The following is a 22,021-nucleotide window of genomic DNA, read 5'->3' as shown; positions in this document are numbered from 1 at the left end:
CGAAATAAGAGGGAAGGTTTCTTCCTGATAAACAAAGGACCTAATCCTGGGGATTCCCAGGATTAGGTCCTTCTATGTTTGATTCATCTATTTTACGCTATGGCAAGTTAGTGATGCCGGCCACTGTGAAGGCTTCTGCTTGCTCCTGTAGGACTTCCCCTGTGGAGCGGAGAGCAAACTCTTTGCAGTCTGCTTTCGTAGGGAACGCGGTAGGCGCGAAAGGCACTGTGTGCCCGTGCCTGAGAATTATAAGGAATTCGTCAACTCAACATTATCCAATGTATTCCGGCATAGAGCAAATACGCCGGTCGAAATAGCCAAATTCCAAATGACCACCGGAAGGCCGATCACTATGGCAGGAAGGAAATCCCCCATTGTGAGCAATAGGACAAAAGAGATCCCCACGCCTGGCAGAACCATCAATAACAGGACTACCATATATAGCATCATAATGAGGCCCTTATTGGCGATAGTACCGAGAATACGATCCGAAAGAATACTCCCCGCAATGTACAAGACTCCCATGCTAGCATAGATCAACATGCACAGAATGGCCGTCAGTGGATTGGCATGCATATAGATGCCTAATACCGTAAAAACAATCACACCATCAATCACTGGTTTTAATATGGTGGACATCGCCGACCACACCAGCTTGGCGAAACTGCTCGCTGGGGAAAGGTAGATATACGGTTTTAACAATTCCTGCATCCATGCACCAGTCGCATTCAAAAAGAACAAAATATAACAGCTAAAAACTGCACCGATCACCATCATCAATCCAGGGGGCATGGGGGCTCCATCTTCGTTCCAAATATGCGAAAGAAAAAAGGCCAATCCCAAGTTGACGACTACAAGAAGAACGGTAGAAGAATCCACAAAGGGAATACGGCTCTTGCGCCGCGCCTCACACATGTGTTTGTAGAAAAAAGTATTTGCGCCCCAACCATGTCCAAGGCCTGTTTTGCGCACCTTATACCGCCGCTTTTTTCCATTGTTGGTGGTTAGCATCCCGCCGTCCGCTGCTTTTTTTAAGGCGTCGCGCTGTTCCTGCGCTGTCTCAGTGGACTGTAACACATCTTCGTAGTAGTCCACATTTCCACGGACAAATACCAATACACAAACCGCGACGGCCAATATCGTCAGGATAGAAAATAGCCCAGCTTGCGCAGCGTTCCCGGCAATGAACGCGAAGCATGCGCCCTTAATCCAACCGAGCAGAGGAAGATATTCCAACTTTGGGGAGGAGATCGCCGCCAATAGCGCCTCGGTGTTGGAACCACCTTCGGTAAATTCCAACAGAATAATCCCTGCAATTGCGGCGATATATACATAGAGAACCACTTTGGCAGTCCGGACCCGTAAAGGGCTGCCATTTGTAAAGTTATAGAGCAACAGCGACAGGACCTGTACCGAAAAAAGCGCTACAGCCGCCCCTAGTACCAACGCGAGGGTGTCTGTCCAAACAATACCGAATGTTTCTGCCATCATCGCGCCATAAAAGAGGAAGAAGAACACCATCAACAGCGTCCGGCCCATTTGTTTCATCAGGCCATATGCTAAGATCTTCTTGGGAGAGATGGGGGACACAAACAATAGGTTTACATCGCTCATCCCAAAAAAGGTCGTACCCTTTTGCAACGCGCTTAACAGAATGGGGACTGTAATTAACAGCAAAATACCAAAATAGATGCCGTGTAAAATGCGCAGGTCTACGAACCCGCTCAGATCAGCCTGCGGGGTCAAAGCGACCGATACGACCGAATTGACCAGCAAAAGCACCAGCAGGATATATACCACCAGTTTTCCAGGATGGCGGAATAGCGCCAGGAATCGGTTTTTCCACTCCTTGCGGAGCATATAAAAAATTGCGCTCATGCCGTCCCTCCATCCGGAGTGCCTTCGGTGATTGCGAAGAAAAGCTGCTCCAAGTCCTCGCCGTTTGCCTCAATTTCCGAGCGGGTGCGCACAGCGGCAATCCGGCCTTTCACCATGATGAGCGCTTTGTCCCAAAGCTCTTCTACGCTGTCCAACATATGGGTACTCACCAGAATGGAACAGCCGCGCTGCCGAAGCTCCAGAAGCATCTGCTTGAGCTCCTTGATCGCATGGGGGTCCAGACCCACCAACGGTTCGTCCAGCATAATGACTTTTGGCTCAGACAGAAGGGCACAGCAGATACTCACCTTTTGCTGCATTCCCTTGCTCAGTTCTCCGCCCAGTTTCTTTTGTTTGTCGTCCAACTCCATGCGTTGCAACAGCGCATCGGCCTTCTTTTCCCAACCATCTACTTTGTATGCCCGCGCGACAAATTCTAGGTGTTCCCGCACAGTCAGCGCCTCGAACAGCGCTGGCAACTCGGGAATATAGCCGAAATTGCGCTTGGCCTCCACACTTTTATTTGGATGGCCGCAGATCGATATATTTCCCTGGAAACGCAGAAGGCCTGCAATACATTTGATTGCAGTGGATTTTCCCGCCCCATTGGGGCCCAACAACACGGCAATCTCCCCGGGATTCACCGTGAAGTTCAGATGATCGTTTGCCACCAGGTGATTGTAAATTTTTGTCAGGTTGGTTACCTGTAACATATTCTATCCTCCCACTTCAAAGGGCCTTTCCTTTTCGGGAAATTGTTCCCCGCGCTTTCTTCTCTTTTTCCTCAGAAGCCGTCAATACATCGCTACGCCAATCAATGATGCAGTCAGCCAAAACACGGAGATAATCGCCAGAAGAATCACCGCAACATAGGCCACAATTCCCCAAATCAGCAAAAGCTTTGCGCGATGTGATTGCTGTGCGGCAAGAGGGTTTTGAAACGGTGCGCTGTACGGATTTTGTACATGGCACTGCGGACAGAAGGGCTCCGCCACCCGGTGGGCGAATCCACACTGTGGGCAGGCCATCAGGCGATTTGCCCGATGATTGCGCACACACAGATAGACGATCCCGGGAATCCATCCGAGGATGCCCACCAGCAGGCCCCACATTGCCGGGTCACTGTTGCCGCGGGCTTTTGCGTCGTTATACGTCGCCAGCCCCAGAAGGACCTGTGCCGCAATCCCTAAAAGACTGACGAGTATGATCACAACAATGAATCCCATCAGAGCGTTGATTGCCGCCGCTTCTGCTACATAACTACTCCCTATGATCCCCACTCCCTTTGTACTAATATGTTAGTACAATAATATATACTGCGGATGGCTTTGTCAAGAAAAACTACAATTTTGTAAAGAGGGATATTTTTCTGTATAGCGAAGATACCCCCAGCGTTTGCCCGCCGGGGGTATCTGAATACCACTGTACAAATTTAGCACAGGCAGTTATGCCGTCAAAAAATCCTTACCGTCGATGCGCTCACCCTGTTTCTGTTCCACATTTTCCGGTTTATACGTTCCGTCCTGGACGGAGAACGTGAATTGATAGTTGACGCCTTGACCATCCTGTTTTAGTACCAACAGTGTCCGGCCATCCTTACGCATCAAGTACACGGGCTTGGTGTCTCCAACAGCTCTACCAATTTGTTCCGATACATTTTTTAATTGGAATGTCGTATAGTCCTCGCTATAACAACTGATATGGGTATATTCGTTCACGGGGATTTGAAAAGCTTTAGCAAGCGCGTCTTTAAAACCAATTTCCAGCTTGGCGCCTGGTGGTTCGCCGTCCTTTGCAGAAATAAAACTTTTTGTTCCTATCTCGTCAAATGGATCGCTGGCAATCCCATGTTTATAGGAAAAACTACCCCATATATGTATCTCATAATACAGGCCGCTTGGATTTTTGACATCCCAATCTGTATCGTAGCTTACTTGATCGCCTCCTGCCATTTGGTAGAATTCTCTGCCATCTTCCTCAATATATCCTTCGTAAGAACTCCCTTCTAAATCTGATTTTGAACAATTTGTACTGGCATGAGCGCTGCCGGTGATCGCATTTTTTCCTCCGGCAATCCCTGCCCATGCATCTACATTATACGTGAAACCTGCTGTTGAAAAGATACATACGAAAACCATCGCAAACATGAATGAAATAACCCTTTTTTCATTTTTTCGTCCTTTCTGTACGGTCATTTATAATGGCAGTGGTATCCGGAACTACTGGGGAATACATCTGTTTTCGATAATTGGATACCAATTTTCCTCTCCACTTATTTTGCTTCTGTCCGTATACGCCTCCATTCTAAAAAAGTGTGCATATATCCCATTTCCATCTTGGTTGAACAGAACTCCTTCCGTATGGTCTTTTTTTATATAAGCCCAAGTATGGTTAAGAGAAAACTTCTCAAAGGAATAACGGCCCATTTGTGCCAACTGTTTTTTTATAGAACTCCCTAAAAGATACGCTTGGTTTTGAATGACGGAAGGATAGACCGTAGAAAAAGCTTCTTCATATTGCGACAAATCAATCTGAAATTGCTCTGCAATTGTTTGTATATGCCGCTTTTCGGATTGCCGCTGAAAATATCTTTGATTCAGTTGTTCTCCCTGACAAGCAAAGGCTGTACCGATCTCAAAAACTTCTGGATGAAACGGATCAGAGAATTCTAATTCGATAAGCGTTATCTGCCCTTGATCTACCTGGTTATCGGCTTGACAGCAAAAGAGCCCGGATGTAATTTCCCCTTTCTTTTTACTGTCGACCGCGAGAAAGAACGGATTGTTTGTATATTCGCGCGTTTGCATTGTAGGGGAGACTTTGTCTAAGAGGCTTCGGTACGATTCTTCCGCCTGTTCGCACCTCTGGTAATTTTCATCGGTCAACGGCAAATCGCGGAAGGGCTGGTAGGTTTCGAACATTGACCCTTCCAGGCACTGCGCCAGAAGCGCCTTGGTTGCGGCCTGTTCTTCCAGGGTTGTATGGGTTACCTTTAACTGGGAAAGAACCGAAGGATTCAACGCCTGCGCAGACGCCGGGTTCAGAGAACTGGTAAGCAATACCAAAGCCACTGCGATACAACCGATCAGGACATGTCCATTTCGCTTTGGCGATGGATGGACAATATTTTGGAACCGCCGGACCATTTCCTTTTTCTTCCCCGAAAAACCGGTAGAAAGGGGAACCCTGTGGGACTGTTCCGTCAGGACTTCCAGTAGGACCGTCCCGTATTCCTTCCGGTAGAGGCGGTTTTTCCCCTTTAGGACGGTATCGTCGCAGGCATTTTCCAAATCCAAATTTGCCTTCTTCGCCAAAATATGTACCAAGGGGTTAAACCAGTGGACGCTCTGCACCAGCAGAAACATCCACTTGATCCAGAGGTCGCGCCGTTTGTAATGGGCGAGTTCATGCCGGAAAATAAATGCCAACTGTTGTTGCGTCAGTTTCATCTGTGGCAAAATCAGCACGGGACGAAATAGCCCCAGGATCATAGGCCCCTCCGCATGGCTGCTGATTCTTACGGGGATGTCCCGCCGGATATGCATGTCCTTCCGCACCTGTTCCAAAAGAATCGATTGTTCCGGACCCAAGCCGGATTCTGCGCTTTTCTTTAGGAATCGGATATGAAAAAGATAAAACCCTATATGAGCCAACAAAAAGCAAATACTCCCCATGACCCAAACCAGTGCGAGCCCTTCCAGGAGAGGAAGGTGTTCATAGAACAGTTCCATGGGGGCGTCAAATGCAGGAATGGGACTGGCGGGAAAGGCCTGCGAAAGAACGTCCTTCTGTTGGTAGACAACCTGAGAACCGGCGGAAGAAATGGTTCCGGCCGAACCCTGCATAGTTGCATTTCCCGCTGAAAGAGGAAATGCAAAGGTCATCGGAATCAATAACCGGACACTAAACACCAACCATAAAAAGCATCTTGCCTGGGAGGGAAATTCCCTTGTAAGCCATCTATCGGCGAAAAAGAGCGGTAATAACAGCAAAGCCGTCTGTACGGATACACTGAGGGTTTGGACAAACAGGTTTTCCAACATTCCTACTTCTCCTCTCGATCCAACAGTGCCCGAATTTCTTCCAGGTCCTCCTTACTGAGAGGTTGAGATTGGACCAATGCGGCGATCAGGGACTTCGGGGAATTGCGGTACAGTTTTTCCACAAAGGTTTCCGTCTCTGCCGCCCGATACGCCGCTTGTGGAACAAGTGGGGTATAATAATTCAAACGTCCTATCTTTTCACAAGATACATATCCCTTGTTGACCAACCGCCCCAAAAGGACCTGCACAGCCTGCAACTTCTTGCCCTGTTTCAGTTTACGGACGATCTCGCCGGTATCCAAAGATTCCTGCGCGTTCCAGATTACTAACATGACATCCAATTCGGCTTCGGACAATTTCTTGAACATGGATTTTCACCTCTCTTTGTCTGTTTAACATACTTTTGTATGTATAAAGTATATGCCTATTTTTCTTTAATGTCAAGATGCAATCGAACAGGGGAAACTTTGGCGGAGTTTCTTTCATCCGTTTTCTTTTAGACGGTTATCCCCTATACTTAGAAAGAACGCGAACCATTGGGAAAAACCGCAAGATTGCGAACACGTGTACCAGTGCGATCTGGTATCCTGGTAGATGGTTTACCAACCCTACCTGGAAGCCTCTCGCCCGGGGAAATATACCGATTCTTTCTGGCCTGTACAAAACCCTATTAAGCCAGAATATCTTGGGGAACGCCGGATGGCATAAGCTCTAGATTTGTATGCGCCGGGCTTTTTGAACGTCTTTAACAACTGCGCTAACGTAGGGATTCAAAGCCGCATGGTGGACTTTGACAGGAAGGAATTCTTATAAAAAAGGACAAAACCGCCGGGAAACCGGCGGTTTTGTCCAATAAACTATTTTATACGATGGTAACTACGCATTGTCTTTGGGGCGTTTCGTTGGGCATCTGTGTATAAACGCCAGCGCTTTCGCCTGGCATACCGATTGCCCAAACTCGGTAATAATAGTCGTTCCCTCTTTTAGCCACAAATTGTGTCTTGAGCACGTTGCCATTCCCCACCGTGAAGCTTGGTGTTTCAGGACTTCCGTTTAATACGGTAATCTTAAAACAATATGCGCTACCATGTTTGACTGTAAACGGAATGGTTGTATCGCACAAAACAGAGCGTACAGCAGATCCTATGGAGTTCTCAGGCGCTACCTGGACCCTTCCGGCATCTGCATACGTATTTGCTGCAGCATTTTTTGAAGAGCTTCCTTTCTTGGAAGGCGAAGGAGAATTTGCCGGTTTAAGATTGCCCTCTGCGACTAAATAGGCTTTTATAGCAGCTTGTGCTTCTTCTTCTGCAACTTCTTTTTGGCTGACCAATGCTTCCAACACATTGCATGCCGCTTTGAACTGGGACACGCTGGAGGAAGTATAGCCTCTCAGATTGATTGTATTCGCTCTGTGAAGCAACTCTTCCAGTTGGGTCTTATCTGCTAGCTTACGGAGAGCAGCCATCGCTTCTGTTAATGCCTCCGTTGCACGATCCACTTTCTCCTGTGAAACATTTGAATCCACGGCAACCCGTTTTGCGGCGGCCAGAGCCCGTTTAAAGGCCTCTTTTCCATCGGTCATATAAAGGTTCAGATTCGTTTCGATCTCAACTGCTTTAGCAATCGCACTGTTTAAAGTGGTTTTTTCCGCTACACGCTCCAAAGAAACCATTGCTTCATACAGCGTATCGTAGGTATCTTGTACCTCTTTTTCCAGCGCATCCTCGTCCTGTAGGATCTTTTTAGCATCCTCCAGCGCTTGCGCCATTACGTTGTAGCTTTCTTCTATGAAGTCTGTTGGTTCCAACTCCTCGGCAATAGAAACCAACTGTTCCAGCCTGCTCTTATCCCCCTTAGCAAAGGACAAATGGTGAATTGCGTCTAATAGGTTGCTCCAAGTTTGATTCACCTGTTCTTGGGACGCGTCCTTGTCATAGTACACAGACCGCGCCTCTGCCAATGCCTTATCAAAAGCTTTCTGCACGGACGGGACGGCCGCTTCCCACTCCTCGCTATTCACCAATCCTTCGGCGACCTCTAGGATGGTCTTTAAGACAGACTTATTGACGGTTTCAAATACAAAGGTCAGATTGGCGCTACTATTTTTCATAGTATAAGCGAATGTCAACCCGTCCGGTGTAACGCCTTCTACAGGTTTGCCATTTAGGGTTACTGTACGGAACGTGCATTCCTCGCCCTTTGGAATAAAGGTAAGCGTCAGTTCTGTGCCGCCCAAAACGGACGCCGCATACAGGCCGTCCTGATCGAGAATCTCTTGTTCTACATTTCCATTGAATTCCATGGTCGCCTGATTTCCATATTGAACCACCAGAACATGTGCCGATGGAGCTTCTTTCGGTACAACCGCTATCTCCACTTGATCCTCGCAATCCGAAACAACGCTTTTTGCCGTAATGGTTGCAGTTCCTTCAGCAACCGCGGTTACAATGCCGCGGCTGTTCACCTTTGCTACGGAACTGTCGCTGCTGATCCATTGTACATTCCGNCAACTGTTGTTGCGTCAGTTTCATCTGTGGCAAAATCAGCACGGGACGAAATAGCCCCAGGATCATAGGCCCCTCCGCATGGCTGCTGATTCTTACGGGGATGTCCCGCCGGATATGCATGTCCTTCCGCACCTGTTCCAAAAGAATCGATTGTTCCGGACCCAAGCCGGATTCTGCGCTTTTCTTTAGGAATCGGATATGAAAAAGATAAAACCCTATATGAGTCAACAAAAAGCAAATACTCCCCATGACCCAAACCAGTGCGAGACCTTCCAGGAGAGGAAGGTGTTCATAGAACGGTTCCATGGGGGCGTCAAATGTAGGAACGGGACTAGCGGGAAAGGCCTGCGAAAGAACGTCCGGCTGCTGGTAGACAACCTGAGAACCGGAGGAAGAAATGGTTCCGGCCGAACCCTGCATAGTTGCATTTCCCGCTGAAAGAGGGAATGCAAAGGTCATCGGAATCAATAACCGGACACTAAACACCAGCCATAAAAAGCATCTTGCCTGGGAGGGAAATGCCCTTGTAAGCCATCTATCGGCGAAAAAGAGCGGTAATAACAGCAAAGTCGCCTGTACGGATATACTGAGGGTTTGGACAAACAGGTTTTCCAACATTCCTACTTCTCCTCTCGATCCAACAGTGCCCGAATTTCTTCCAGGTCCTCCTTACTGAGAGGTTGAGATTGGACCAATGCGGCGATCAGGGACTTCGGGGAATTGCGGTACAGTTTTTCCACAAAGGTTTCCGTCTCTGCCGCCCGATACGCCGCTTGTGGAACAAGTGGGGTATAATAATTCAAACGTCCTATCTTTTCACAAGATACATATCCCTTGTTGACCAACCTGCCCAAAATCACCTGTACGGCTTGTATCTTCCATCCCTTTTGCAGGCGGCGCGCAATTTTGCCGGTATCCAGAGCCTCCGGGGCTCTCCAAATGATCAACATGATGTCCAATTCTGATTCGGAAAGCCTTTTCAACATATTAACTCACCTCTCTTTGTTTGTTTAACATACAGTTGTATGTTAAAAGTATATAGGATATTTTTCTTAGTGTCAAGGTTTTATAAACAAATCGAAAAGAGGGCAGCGAGGTGATCTCCCCTCTTTGCCCTCTTAAAGGATACGAAGCAATTTGTCTGCTGCTGAAAATGCCACATGCTGGCATACCACTCAGCGGTTTGTGTATGATCCGAAGGAATCCAACCTACAAGTGTATTCAAATCAAGTATTTCTGTATACTTTACTGCACATGTTCGATAAGCATCTAAGTATTTGTAGGAATCGTTATCCGGATCGTCCGTTGTAAAACGCACTTCATCATGTTGGTTCGCCGCATTTTCCTATAAATATAGGCAAATGTATGCAGGAATTATTTGGATAATTTGCTTTACTTGCCTTTGTAGGCAAATACAGATGTCTACCATAATCGCAATCCATGGGAGGATAGGACTTTATAAAAGAATCCCAACGCCGATACCCCGCACGGTCCTCCGCGTAGGAGCTGAAACTTATAACAGTGCCTTCAATCGTTTGTTCCAACTGTTTTGGTATCTGAACAGAGGCCGCCTTCTTTGATGCTTCTTCCGCGCCTGTTACAGCGCGGGCGGAGATCTCTTCCCACTCTCTTTCCGCTTCCAAATTTGCCTGGGAAATCCGCTCGGCGATCGGACGCATGTATTTCTCAAACTCTGTTGCGGAGACAGTCGCGGTTCTCGGGTCGACCGTATTGGTAAGGCCTACTTCATGCAACTCCTCTTCGGTTGGAAAATGGAACGTCGTTCCATATTCTTCGTTTAACTTGTCCAATACCGACTGATAGGCTTGCAAATTTCCAGTTTCCTTTGTAGTCGCGGCAAAAGCAGGCATTGCGAAAAACAGGAGGCAGCAAAGACATAAACAGAGACTCAGAAACTTTTTCAACACAATCACCCCTTTAAAATCATCCAATTTGGTCTTTAAAAATGGTTCTATATAGATATTATAATGATTTGCCTAAGCAGTCAATATGTCTATTTAATATTATTCGATTTATATGATTCGTTTTGGGTATTTTTAATTCCACAATTACTTGTTTCTCATGATGGAGTTCTACACTTATAAGCTGATGTTTCCCGTCACACTTGCATTTCCACTTACAGAATAGGCAAAGGCCGCAGAAGGCAGACAGTACATGAATAATAGGATACAGACTACGGACAAAATCTTTTTTTCATTTTATACATCCTTTCTCATACATAATAATCGTTTGGTTTTGTTTATTTGTAATGGGGATATATGAAATGACAGCCACCATCAAATTGCAGGGTATCCCTATCGCTACTATGCTTTATTGTAGTGGTATTTGAAATGAGATGGTTATGAAGACTGACATTCTGAACGGATGATAGGGAATTGGCTTTCTAATGTTTTTCTTTGATTTCTTTCATCAATCGTAGGGACTTCAAAATAATGGGCATAGATACCGCTCCGATCCGCATTTAAAATAACACCCTGTGTAGAATCGTTATGAATATAGGCCATCATATGGGCCCTATCAAATTGTTCAAATTTATATGGACCTAGTCTTTTTAATTGTTCCTGAATGGACCAACCTAAATTGATAGCGTCATTCTCGATTACGGCCGGATACATCCCCGTATATGCCTTCTGATACTCCGACAGATCGATTCCGAACCGGGTGGCAATATTGTACGCTTGCTGGGATTGTTGTTGTATAAATTGAATATTCTCGTTTAAATAACGGCCTTTATTTGGATAAGCAATTCCCAAATCGGTTACTTGCAGTGAAGTCGGATCGGAAAAGTCCATCCAAATCATTCGAAAGCATCCCTCTGCTCGATCTTGATCTGTTTGGCAACAAAAAATGCCGTTTGACATAAGGGATTGTATATCGACTAGAAGAAAATAAGGGTTCGATGTATATTCATATACCTGAGAGTTTTCTGGATATTTTCGGAGTAGATCGCAGTATGATTCTTCCGCCTGTTCGTACCTCTGGTAATTTTCATCGGTCAACGGCAAATCGCGGAAGGGCTGGTAGTTTTCGAACATTGACCCTTCCAGGCACTGCGCCAGAAGCGCCTTGGTTGCGGCCTGTTCTTCCGGGGTTGTATGGGTTGCCTTTAACTGGGAAAGAACCGAAGGATTCAACGCCTGCGCAGACGCCGGGTTCAGGGAACTGGTAAGCAATACCAAAGCTACTGCGATACAACCGATCAGGACATGTCCATTTCGCTTTGGCGATGGATGTACAATATTTTGGAACCGCCGGACCATTTCCTTTTTCTTTCCCGAAAAACCGGTAGAGAGGGGAACCCTGTGGGACTGTTCCGTCAAGACTTCCAGTAGGACCGTCCCGTATTCCTTCCGGTAGAGGCGGCTTTTCCCCTTTAGGACGGTATCGTCGCAGGCATTTTCCAAATCCAAATTTGCCTTCTTCGCCAGAATATGTACCAAGGGGTTAAACCAGTGGACACTCTGCGCGAAAAGGAACAGCCATTTCATCAGAAGATCGTGCCGCCTATAGTGGGCGAGTTCGTGGCGGAAAATAAATGTCAACTGTTGTTGCGTCAGTTTCATCTGTGGCAAAATCAGCACGGGACGAAATAGCCCCAGGATCATAGGCCCCTCCGCATGGCTGCTGATTCTTACGGGGATGTCCCGCCGGATATGCATGTCCTTCCGCACCTGTTCCAAAAGAATCGATTGTTCCGGACCCAAGCCGGATTCTGCGCTTTTCTTTAGGAATCGGATATGAAAAAGATAAAACCCTATATGAGCCAACAAAAAGCAAATACTCCCCATGACCCAAACCAGTGCGAGCCCTTCCAGGAGAGGAAGGTGTTCATAGAACAGTTCCATGGGGGCGTCAAATGCAGGAATGGGACTGGCGGGAAAGGCCTGCGAAAGAACGTCCTTCTGTTGGTAGACAACCTGAGAACCGGCGGAAGAAATGGTTCCGGCCGAACCCTGCATAGTTGCATTTCCCGCTGAAAGAGGAAATGCAAAGGTCATCGGAATCAATAACCGGACACTAAACACCAACCATAAAAAGCATCTTGCCTGGGAGGGAAATTCCCTTGTAAGCCATCTATCGGCGAAAAAGAGCGGTAATAACAGCAAAGCCGTCTGTACGGATACACTGAGGGTTTGGACAAACAGGTTTTCCAACATTCCTACTTCTCCTCTCGATCCAACAGTGCCCGAATTTCTTCCAGGTCCTCCTTACTGAGAGGTTGAGATTGGACCAATGCGGCGATCAGGGACTTCGGGGAATTGCGGTACAGTTTTTCCACAAAGGTTTCCGTCTCTGCCGCCCGATACGCCGCTTGTGGAACAAGTGGGGTATAATAATTCAAACGTCCTATCTTTTCACAAGATACATATCCCTTGTTGACCAACCTGCCCAAAATCACCTGTACGGCTTGTATCTTCCATCCCTTTTGCAGGCGGCGCGCAATTTTGCCGGTATCCAGAGCCTCCGGGGCTCTCCAAATGATCAACATGATGTCCAATTCTGATTCGGAAAGCCTTTTCAACATATTAACTCACCTCTCTTTGTTTGTTTAACATACAGTTGTATGTTAAAAGTATATAGGATATTTTTCTTAGTGTCAAGGTTTTATAAACAAATCGAAAAGAGGGCAGCGAGGTGATCTCCCCTCTTTGCCCTCTTAAAGGATACGAAGCAATTTGTCTGCTGCTGAAAATGCCACATGCTGGCATACCACTCAGCGGTTTGTGTATGATCCGAAGGAATCCAACCTACAAGTGTATTCAAATCAAGTATTTCTGTATACTTTACTGCACATGTTCGATAAGCATCTAAGTATTTGTAGGAATCGTTATCCGGATCGTCCGTTGTAAAACGCACTTCATCATGTTGGTTCGCCGCATTTTCCTATAAATATAGGCAAATGTATGCAGGAATTATTTGGATAATTTGCTTTACTTGCCTTTGTAGGCAAATACAGATGTCTACCATAATCGCAATCCATGGGAGGATAGGACTTTATAAAAGAATCCCAACGCCGATACCCCGCACGGTCCTCCGCGTAGGAGCTGAAACTTATAACAGTGCCTTCAATCGTTTGTTCCAACTGTTTTGGTATCTGAACAGAGGCCGCCTTCTTTGATGCTTCTTCCGCGCCTGTTACAGCGCGGGCGGAGATCTCTTCCCACTCTCTTTCCGCTTCCAAATTTGCCTGGGAAATCCGCTCGGCGATCGGACGCATGTATTTCTCAAACTCTGTTGCGGAGACAGTCGCGGTTCTCGGGTCGACCGTATTGGTAAGGCCTACTTCATGCAACTCCTCTTCGGTTGGAAAATGGAACGTCGTTCCATATTCTTCGTTTAACTTGTCCAATACCGACTGATAGGCTTGCAAATTTCCAGTTTCCTTTGTAGTCGCGGCAAAAGCAGGCATTGCGAAAAACAGGAGGCAGCAAAGACATAAACAGAGACTCAGAAACTTTTTCAACACAATCACCCCTTTAAAATCATCCAATTTGGTCTTTAAAAATGGTTCTATATAGATATTATAATGATTTGCCTAAGCAGTCAATATGTCTATTTAATATTATTCGATTTATATGATTCGTTTTGGGTATTTTTAATTCCACAATTACTTGTTTCTCATGATGGAGTTCTACACTTATAAGCTGATGTTTCCCGTCACACTTGCATTTCCACTTACAGAATAGGCAAAGGCCGCAGAAGGCAGACAGTACATGAATAATAGGATACAGACTACGGACAAAATCTTTTTTTCATTTTATACATCCTTTCTCATACATAATAATCGTTTGGTTTTGTTTATTTGTAATGGGGATATATGAAATGACAGCCACCATCAAATTGCAGGGTATCCCTATCGCTACTATGCTTTATTGTAGTGGTATTTGAAATGAGATGGTTATGAAGACTGACATTCTGAACGGATGATAGGGAATTGGCTTTCTAATGTTTTTCTTTGATTTCTTTCATCAATCGTAGGGACTTCAAAATAATGGGCATAGATACCGCTCCGATCCGCATTTAAAATAACACCCTGTGTAGAATCGTTATGAATATAGGCCATCATATGGGCCCTATCAAATTGTTCAAATTTATATGGACCTAGTCTTTTTAATTGTTCCTGAATGGACCAACCTAAATTGATAGCGTCATTCTCGATTACGGCCGGATACATCCCCGTATATGCCTTCTGATACTCCGACAGATCGATTCCGAACCGGGTGGCAATATTGTACGCTTGCTGGGATTGTTGTTGTATAAATTGAATATTCTCGTTTAAATAACGGCCTTTATTTGGATAAGCAATTCCCAAATCGGTTACTTGCAGTGAAGTCGGATCGGAAAAGTCCATCCAAATCATTCGAAAGCATCCCTCTGCTCGATCTTGATCTGTTTGGCAACAAAAAATGCCGTTTGACATAAGGGATTGTATATCGACTAGAAGAAAATAAGGGTTCGATGTATATTCATATACCTGAGAGTTTTCTGGATATTTTCGGAGTAGATCGCAGTATGATTCTTCCGCCTGTTCGTACCTCTGGTAATTTTCATCGGTCAACGGCAAATCGCGGAAGGGCTGGTAGTTTTCGAACATTGACCCTTCCAGGCACTGCGCCAGAAGCGCCTTGGTTGCGGCCTGTTCTTCCGGGGTTGTATGGGTTGCCTTTAACTGGGAAAGAACCGAAGGATTCAACGCCTGCGCAGACGCCGGGTTCAGGGAACTGGTAAGCAATACCAAAGCTACTGCGATACAACCGATCAGGACATGTCCATTTCGCTTTGGCGATGGATGTACAATATTTTGGAACCGCCGGACCATTTCCTTTTTCTTTCCCGAAAAACCGGTAGAGAGGGGAACCCTGTGGGACTGTTCCGTCAAGACTTCCAGTAGGACCGTCCCGTATTCCTTCCGGTAGAGGCGGCTTTTCCCCTTTAGGACGGTATCGTCGCAGGCATTTTCCAAATCCAAATTTGCCTTCTTCGCCAGAATATGTACCAAGGGGTTAAACCAGTGGACACTCTGCGCGAAAAGGAACAGCCATTTCATCAGAAGATCGTGCCGCCTATAGTGGGCGAGTTCGTGGCGGAAAATAAATGTCAACTGTTGTTGCGTCAGTTTCATCTGTGGCAAAATCAGCACGGGACGAAATAGCCCCAGGATCATAGGCCCCTCCGCATGGCTGCTGATTCTTACGGGGATGTCCCGCCGGATATGCATGTCCTTCCGCACCTGTTCCAAAAGAATCGATTGTTCCGGACCCAAGCCGGATTCTGCGCTTTTCTTTAGGAATCGGATATGAAAAAGATAAAACCCTATATGAGTCAACAAAAAGCAAATACTCCCCATGACCCAAACCAGTGCGAGACCTTCCAGGAGAGGAAGGTGTTCATAGAACGGTTCCATGGGGGCGTCAAATGTAGGAACGGGACTAGCGGGAAAGGCCTGCGAAAGAACGTCCGGCTGCTGGTAGACAACCTGAGAACCGGAGGAAGAAATGGTTCCGGCCGAACCCTGCATAGTTGCATTTCCCGCTGAAAGAGGGAATGCAAAGGTCATCGGAATCAATAACCGGACACTAAACACCAGCCATAAAAAGCATCTTGCCTGGGAGGGAAATGCCCTTGTAAGCCATCTATCGGCGAAAAAGAGCGGTAATAACAGCAAAGTCGCCTGTACGGATATACTGAGGGTTTGGACAAACAGGTTTTCCAACATTCCTACTCCTCCTCTCGATCCAACAGTGCCCGAATTTCTTCCAGGTCCTCCTTACTGAGAGGTTGAGATTGGACCAATGCGGCGATCAGGGACTTCGGGGAATTGCGGTACAGTTTTTCCACAAAGGTTTCCGTCTCTGCCGCCCGATACGCCGCTTGTGGAACAAGTGGGGTATAATAATTCAAACGTCCTATCTTTTCACAAGATACATATCCCTTGTTGACCAACCGCCCCAAAAGGACCTGCACAGCCTGCAACTTCTTGCCCTGTTTCAGTTTACGGACGATCTCGCCGGTATCCAAAGATTCCTGCGCGTTCCAGATTACTAACATGACATCCAATTCGGCTTCGGACAATTTCTTGAACATGGATTTTCACCTCTCTTTGTCTGTTTAACATACTTTTGTATGTATAAAGTATATGCCTATTTTTCTTTAATGTCAAGATGCAATCGAACAGGGGAAACTTTGGCGGAGTTTCTTTCATCCGTTTTCTTTTAGACGGTTATCCCCTATACTTAGAAAGAACGCGAACCATTGGGAAAAACCGCAAGATTGCGAACACGTGTACCAGTGCGATCTGGTATCCTGGTAGATGGTTTACCAACCCTACCTGGAAGCCTCTCGCCCGGGGAAATATACCGATTCTTTCTGGCCTGTACAAAACCCTATTAAGCCAGAATATCTTGGGGAACGCCGGATGGCATAAGCTCTAGATTTGTATGCGCCGGGCTTTTTGAACGTCTTTAACAACTGCGCTAACGTAGGGATTCAAAGCCGCATGGTGGACTTTGACAGGAAGGAATTCTTATAAAAAAGGACAAAACCGCCGGGAAACCGGCGGTTTTGTCCAATAAACTATTTTATACGATGGTAACTACGCATTGTCTTTGGGGCGTTTCGTTGGGCATCTGTGTATAAACGCCAGCGCTTTCGCCTGGCATACCGATTGCCCAAACTCGGTAATAATAGTCGTTCCCTCTTTTAGCCACAAATTGTGTCTTGAGCACGTTGCCATTCCCCACCGTGAAGCTTGGTGTTTCAGGACTTCCGTTTAATACGGTAATCTTAAAACAATATGCGCTACCATGTTTGACTGTAAACGGAATGGTTGTATCGCACAAAACAGAGCGTACAGCAGATCCTATGGAGTTCTCAGGCGCTACCTGGACCCTTCCGGCATCTGCATACGTATTTGCTGCAGCATTTTTTGAAGAGCTTCCTTTCTTGGAAGGCGAAGGAGAATTTGCCGGTTTAAGATTGCCCTCTGCGACTAAATAGGCTTTTATAGCAGCTTGTGCTTCTTCTTCTGCAACTTCTTTTTGGCTGACCAATGCTTCCAACACATTGCATGCCGCTTTGAACTGGGACACGCTGGAGGAAGTATAGCCTCTCAGATTGATTGTATTCGCTCTGTGAAGCAACTCTTCCAGTTGGGTCTTATCTGCTAGCTTACGGAGAGCAGCCATCGCTTCTGTTAATGCCTCCGTTGCACGATCCACTTTCTCCTGTGAAACATTTGAATCCACGGCAACCCGTTTTGCGGCGGCCAGAGCCCGTTTAAAGGCCTCTTTTCCATCGGTCATATAAAGGTTCAGATTCGTTTCGATCTCAACTGCTTTAGCAATCGCACTGTTTAAAGTGGTTTTTTCCGCTACACGCTCCAAAGAAACCATTGCTTCATACAGCGTATCGTAGGTATCTTGTACCTCTTTTTCCAGCGCATCCTCGTCCTGTAGGATCTTTTTAGCATCCTCCAGCGCTTGCGCCATTACGTTGTAGCTTTCTTCTATGAAGTCTGTTGGTTCCAACTCCTCGGCAATAGAAACCAACTGTTCCAGCCTGCTCTTATCCCCCTTAGCAAAGGACAAATGGTGAATTGCGTCTAATAGGTTGCTCCAAGTTTGATTCACCTGTTCTTGGGACGCGTCCTTGTCATAGTACACAGACCGCGCCTCTGCCAATGCCTTATCAAAAGCTTTCTGCACGGACGGGACGGCCGCTTCCCACTCCTCGCTATTCACCAATCCTTCGGCGACCTCTAGGATGGTCTTTAAGACAGACTTATTGACGGTTTCAAATACAAAGGTCAGATTGGCGCTACTATTTTTCATAGTATAAGCGAATGTCAACCCGTCCGGTGTAACGCCTTCTACAGGTTTGCCATTTAGGGTTACTGTACGGAACGTGCATTCCTCGCCCTTTGGAATAAAGGTAAGCGTCAGTTCTGTGCCGCCCAAAACGGACGCCGCATACAGGCCGTCCTGATCGAGAATCTCTTGTTCTACATTTCCATTGAATTCCATGGTCGCCTGATTTCCATATTGAACCACCAGAACATGTGCCGATGGAGCTTCTTTCGGTACAACCGCTATCTCCACTTGATCCTCGCAATCCGAAACAACGCTTTTTGCCGTAATGGTTGCAGTTCCTTCAGCAACCGCGGTTACAATGCCGCGGCTGTTCACCTTTGCTACGGAACTGTCGCTGCTGATCCATTGTACATTCCGATTGGATGCGTTTTCCGGGAGGACAACCACTTGCAACGCCTGTGATGTACCAACCGTCATAGGCTCTTCCGGAGCGTTTTGAATTTCCACGGAAGCTACCGAAACGGGGAGGCCGCTGTAAGGCACAACTGTCACGGTGCAAACCGCTTGTACTTTTGGATTGAGCGTTGCACATGCAGTGATTCTTACGGTTCCTTCTTTGTGTGCCGTCACAAGTCCATTAGCGTTAACTGTGGCAATCGCCTCGTCGGAACTGCTCCATTGGAGGCTCGCCGCATTGGCTACTGGTTCTGTGAGAACATTGAGCGTTTGGGTATGCCCAGGCAATAGTTTGACGGAATCCTGAAGCATGGTAATAGAAGTAAGCTCTACTGGCTCCATCGATGCCTGATTTCTCCCTATGACTTCGAATTCGAACAGGCTTACGCCGTAATTAGTCCCGCGCTTAATACACTGCATCTTGACGTACTGGGCCTGAACGGGGCTTTCCAGGTTATGGTAATTCCAGCCAACCGCTCCTGCTTTATTGGTCAGCAGATCGGTCCACTTCTTTCCATCATCGGAAATCTGGATCGTATACTCTTTTGCATAGGCTGCTTCAAAGTTCAGATTGACCGCAGTAACCGTAGAAGGCTCTCCTAGATTGACCGCGATCCACTGGTTGTCGTCACGGTGGGATTTATCGACATCCCACCGTGTATTGAGATCTCCATCCACTGCGTTTTTGGCCGCATACCCGCCTTCAATATTCTCATTGCTGCATAGGATTTCTTGGTTCAAAGCAATGTTGGTATCCACTACGTCCTCGTCAGAACCCGCGTGGCTACTGTTCAGGAGCCGCCATTCCACTAAACCGTAGACGGCATTCTCCGCCAGTCCGGTCAGTTTTACATAGCGTGCCTTGATTCCCGGCGTTTCCACAGCAACCTGTTTACCATCTGCTTCTTTCATTGTGATCGGTTTGCTCCAAGTATCCCCATCTTCAGAAAATGTTACCGCATAGTCGCCTCCTATGCTGTCCCAGGTAAAATCCATCCATTCGATTTCTGCGATTTCTCCCAAATCCACCTGAATCCAAGAGATTCCACTCCCGCTGCTCTGCCAACGTGCAGCATCGTTCATGTTGCCGTCAAAAGCCTTGTCCGGCGCATAGCCATTATAATAAGCGCTGCTGGTTGCAGTTTTGTTCTTGGCTACATTATGATAGACATCCACAGTCGCCTCCGCCGTAATGTCACTTCCTAAAACGGAGGCCGTCAGATCGGTACTTCCCACTGCTTTGGGATGGAGGATACCGTTCCCATAGGTGGCAATCGCTTCATTGGAAGTNCAACTGTTGTTGCGTCAGTTTCATCTGTGGCAAAATCAGCACGGGACGAAATAGCCCCAGGATCATAGGCCCCTCCGCATGGCTGCTGATTCTTACGGGGATGTCCCGCCGGATATGCATGTCCTTCCGCACCTGTTCCAAAAGAATCGATTGTTCCGGACCCAAGCCGGATTCTGCGCTTTTCTTTAGGAATCGGATATGAAAAAGATAAAACCCTATATGAGCCAACAAAAAGCAAATACTCCCCATGACCCAAACCAGTGCGAGCCCTTCCAGGAGAGGAAGGTGTTCATAGAACAGTTCCATGGGGGCGTCAAATGCAGGAATGGGACTGGCGGGAAAGGCCTGCGAAAGAACGTCCTTCTGTTGGTAGACAACCTGAGAACCGGCGGAAGAAATGGTTCCGGCCGAACCCTGCATAGTTGCATTTCCCGCTGAAAGAGGAAATGCAAAGGTCATCGGAATCAATAACCGGACACTAAACACCAACCATAAAAAGCATCTTGCCTGGGAGGGAAATTCCCTTGTAAGCCATCTATCGGCGAAAAAGAGCGGTAATAACAGCAAAGCCGTCTGTACGGATACACTGAGGGTTTGGACAAACAGGTTTTCCAACATTCCTACTTCTCCTCTCGATCCAACAGTGCCCGAATTTCTTCCAGGTCCTCCTTACTGAGAGGTTGAGATTGGACCAATGCGGCGATCAGGGACTTCGGGGAATTGCGGTACAGTTTTTCCACAAAGGTTTCCGTCTCTGCCGCCCGATACGCCGCTTGTGGAACAAGTGGGGTATAATAATTCAAACGTCCTATCTTTTCACAAGATACATATCCCTTGTTGACCAACCTGCCCAAAATCACCTGTACGGCTTGTATCTTCCATCCCTTTTGCAGGCGGCGCGCAATTTTGCCGGTATCCAGAGCCTCCGGGGCTCTCCAAATGATCAACATGATGTCCAATTCTGATTCGGAAAGCCTTTTCAACATATTAACTCACCTCTCTTTGTTTGTTTAACATACAGTTGTATGTTAAAAGTATATAGGATATTTTTCTTAGTGTCAAGGTTTTATAAACAAATCGAAAAGAGGGCAGCGAGGTGATCTCCCCTCTTTGCCCTCTTAAAGGATACGAAGCAATTTGTCTGCTGCTGAAAATGCCACATGCTGGCATACCACTCAGCGGTTTGTGTATGATCCGAAGGAATCCAACCTACAAGTGTATTCAAATCAAGTATTTCTGTATACTTTACTGCACATGTTCGATAAGCATCTAAGTATTTGTAGGAATCGTTATCCGGATCGTCCGTTGTAAAACGCACTTCATCATGTTGGTTCGCCGCATTTTCCTATAAATATAGGCAAATGTATGCAGGAATTATTTGGATAATTTGCTTTACTTGCCTTTGTAGGCAAATACAGATGTCTACCATAATCGCAATCCATGGGAGGATAGGACTTTATAAAAGAATCCCAACGCCGATACCCCGCACGGTCCTCCGCGTAGGAGCTGAAACTTATAACAGTGCCTTCAATCGTTTGTTCCAACTGTTTTGGTATCTGAACAGAGGCCGCCTTCTTTGATGCTTCTTCCGCGCCTGTTACAGCGCGGGCGGAGATCTCTTCCCACTCTCTTTCCGCTTCCAAATTTGCCTGGGAAATCCGCTCGGCGATCGGACGCATGTATTTCTCAAACTCTGTTGCGGAGACAGTCGCGGTTCTCGGGTCGACCGTATTGGTAAGGCCTACTTCATGCAACTCCTCTTCGGTTGGAAAATGGAACGTCGTTCCATATTCTTCGTTTAACTTGTCCAATACCGACTGATAGGCTTGCAAATTTCCAGTTTCCTTTGTAGTCGCGGCAAAAGCAGGCATTGCGAAAAACAGGAGGCAGCAAAGACATAAACAGAGACTCAGAAACTTTTTCAACACAATCACCCCTTTAAAATCATCCAATTTGGTCTTTAAAAATGGTTCTATATAGATATTATAATGATTTGCCTAAGCAGTCAATATG

Annotated in this window: 19 protein-coding genes; all 19 read right to left on the bottom strand. The window is 46.6% G+C overall.

What is annotated here, in order from left to right; all coding sequences use genetic code 11:
* Positions 1-246: 246 nt before the first annotated feature.
* Positions 247-1,878, bottom strand: a complete 1,632-nt coding sequence (locus tag B9Y59_RS14645; protein WP_054324861.1) for a putative ABC exporter domain-containing protein — start codon at positions 1,876-1,878, stop codon at positions 247-249.
* The gene (locus B9Y59_RS14640; protein WP_054324862.1) at positions 1,875-2,591 is read right to left on the bottom strand and encodes an ABC transporter ATP-binding protein; all 717 of its coding nucleotides are present in this window, start codon (positions 2,589-2,591) and stop codon (positions 1,875-1,877) included. Before B9Y59_RS14640 ends, B9Y59_RS14645 begins: the two co-directional genes overlap by 4 nt.
* An 81-nt stretch (positions 2,592-2,672) precedes the next feature.
* Entirely contained in the window at positions 2,673-3,158 is a 486-nt protein-coding gene (locus tag B9Y59_RS14635) for a zinc ribbon domain-containing protein (protein WP_143255330.1), read from the bottom strand.
* A gap of 165 nt (positions 3,159-3,323) precedes the next feature.
* On the bottom strand, positions 3,324-4,025 hold the full coding sequence (locus B9Y59_RS14630) for a hypothetical protein (RefSeq protein WP_085534371.1): 702 nt from the start codon (positions 4,023-4,025) through the stop codon (positions 3,324-3,326).
* A 72-nt stretch (positions 4,026-4,097) separates the two neighbouring features.
* A complete protein-coding gene (locus tag B9Y59_RS14625) occupies positions 4,098-5,921 on the bottom strand; it encodes a M56 family metallopeptidase (protein WP_085534369.1) in 1,824 nt (607 codons plus the stop codon).
* A 2-nt stretch (positions 5,922-5,923) separates the two neighbouring features.
* Complete coding sequence (locus tag B9Y59_RS14620; protein WP_085534346.1) at positions 5,924-6,289, bottom strand: BlaI/MecI/CopY family transcriptional regulator; 366 nt, start codon at positions 6,287-6,289, stop codon at positions 5,924-5,926.
* Between the two features lie 494 nt (positions 6,290-6,783).
* On the bottom strand, positions 6,784-8,388 hold the full coding sequence (locus B9Y59_RS14615) for an FIVAR domain-containing protein (protein WP_158089054.1): 1,605 nt from the start codon (positions 8,386-8,388) through the stop codon (positions 6,784-6,786).
* Positions 8,354-9,049 (bottom strand): M56 family metallopeptidase, encoded by a 696-nt coding sequence (locus B9Y59_RS14610; protein ID WP_085534365.1) that lies wholly within the window; start codon positions 9,047-9,049, stop codon positions 8,354-8,356. The genes B9Y59_RS14615 and B9Y59_RS14610 overlap by 35 nt, the downstream gene beginning before the upstream one ends.
* A 2-nt stretch (positions 9,050-9,051) precedes the next feature.
* Positions 9,052-9,417: a BlaI/MecI/CopY family transcriptional regulator gene (locus B9Y59_RS14605; protein ID WP_085534352.1), complete on the bottom strand. Its 366-nt coding sequence runs from the start codon at positions 9,415-9,417 to the stop codon at positions 9,052-9,054.
* 336 nt (positions 9,418-9,753) lie between these two features.
* A complete protein-coding gene (locus B9Y59_RS14600; protein ID WP_143255328.1) occupies positions 9,754-10,263 on the bottom strand; it encodes a hypothetical protein in 510 nt (169 codons plus the stop codon).
* A 528-nt stretch (positions 10,264-10,791) separates the two neighbouring features.
* Positions 10,792-12,609, bottom strand: a complete 1,818-nt coding sequence (locus B9Y59_RS14595) for a M56 family metallopeptidase (protein ID WP_085534362.1) — start codon at positions 12,607-12,609, stop codon at positions 10,792-10,794.
* 2 nt (positions 12,610-12,611) lie between these two features.
* Complete coding sequence (locus B9Y59_RS14590; protein ID WP_085534352.1) at positions 12,612-12,977, bottom strand: BlaI/MecI/CopY family transcriptional regulator; 366 nt, start codon at positions 12,975-12,977, stop codon at positions 12,612-12,614.
* Positions 12,978-13,313: 336 nt separating this feature from the next.
* A complete protein-coding gene (locus tag B9Y59_RS14585; protein WP_143255328.1) occupies positions 13,314-13,823 on the bottom strand; it encodes a hypothetical protein in 510 nt (169 codons plus the stop codon).
* 528 nt (positions 13,824-14,351) lie between these two features.
* The gene (locus B9Y59_RS14580) at positions 14,352-16,169 is read right to left on the bottom strand and encodes a M56 family metallopeptidase (protein WP_085534360.1); all 1,818 of its coding nucleotides are present in this window, start codon (positions 16,167-16,169) and stop codon (positions 14,352-14,354) included.
* 2 nt (positions 16,170-16,171) lie between these two features.
* Positions 16,172-16,537, bottom strand: a complete 366-nt coding sequence (locus tag B9Y59_RS14575; protein WP_054324869.1) for a BlaI/MecI/CopY family transcriptional regulator — start codon at positions 16,535-16,537, stop codon at positions 16,172-16,174.
* 494 nt (positions 16,538-17,031) lie between these two features.
* Complete coding sequence (locus B9Y59_RS14570) at positions 17,032-19,893, bottom strand: discoidin domain-containing protein (protein WP_143255329.1); 2,862 nt, start codon at positions 19,891-19,893, stop codon at positions 17,032-17,034.
* A gap of 103 nt (positions 19,894-19,996) precedes the next feature.
* Entirely contained in the window at positions 19,997-20,626 is a 630-nt protein-coding gene (locus B9Y59_RS14565; protein ID WP_085534354.1) for a M56 family metallopeptidase, read from the bottom strand.
* Between the two features lie 2 nt (positions 20,627-20,628).
* Positions 20,629-20,994 (bottom strand): BlaI/MecI/CopY family transcriptional regulator, encoded by a 366-nt coding sequence (locus B9Y59_RS14560; protein ID WP_085534352.1) that lies wholly within the window; start codon positions 20,992-20,994, stop codon positions 20,629-20,631.
* Between the two features lie 336 nt (positions 20,995-21,330).
* Positions 21,331-21,840 (bottom strand): hypothetical protein, encoded by a 510-nt coding sequence (locus B9Y59_RS14555; RefSeq protein ID WP_143255328.1) that lies wholly within the window; start codon positions 21,838-21,840, stop codon positions 21,331-21,333.
* Between the last annotated feature and the right edge of the window lie 181 nt (positions 21,841-22,021).

Origin of the sequence: Anaeromassilibacillus sp. Marseille-P3371, from assembly GCF_900169665.1 — a bacterium.
Lineage (GTDB): Bacteria > Bacillota > Clostridia > Oscillospirales > Acutalibacteraceae > Anaeromassilibacillus.
This window is presented reverse-complemented; position numbering and strand designations above follow the sequence as displayed.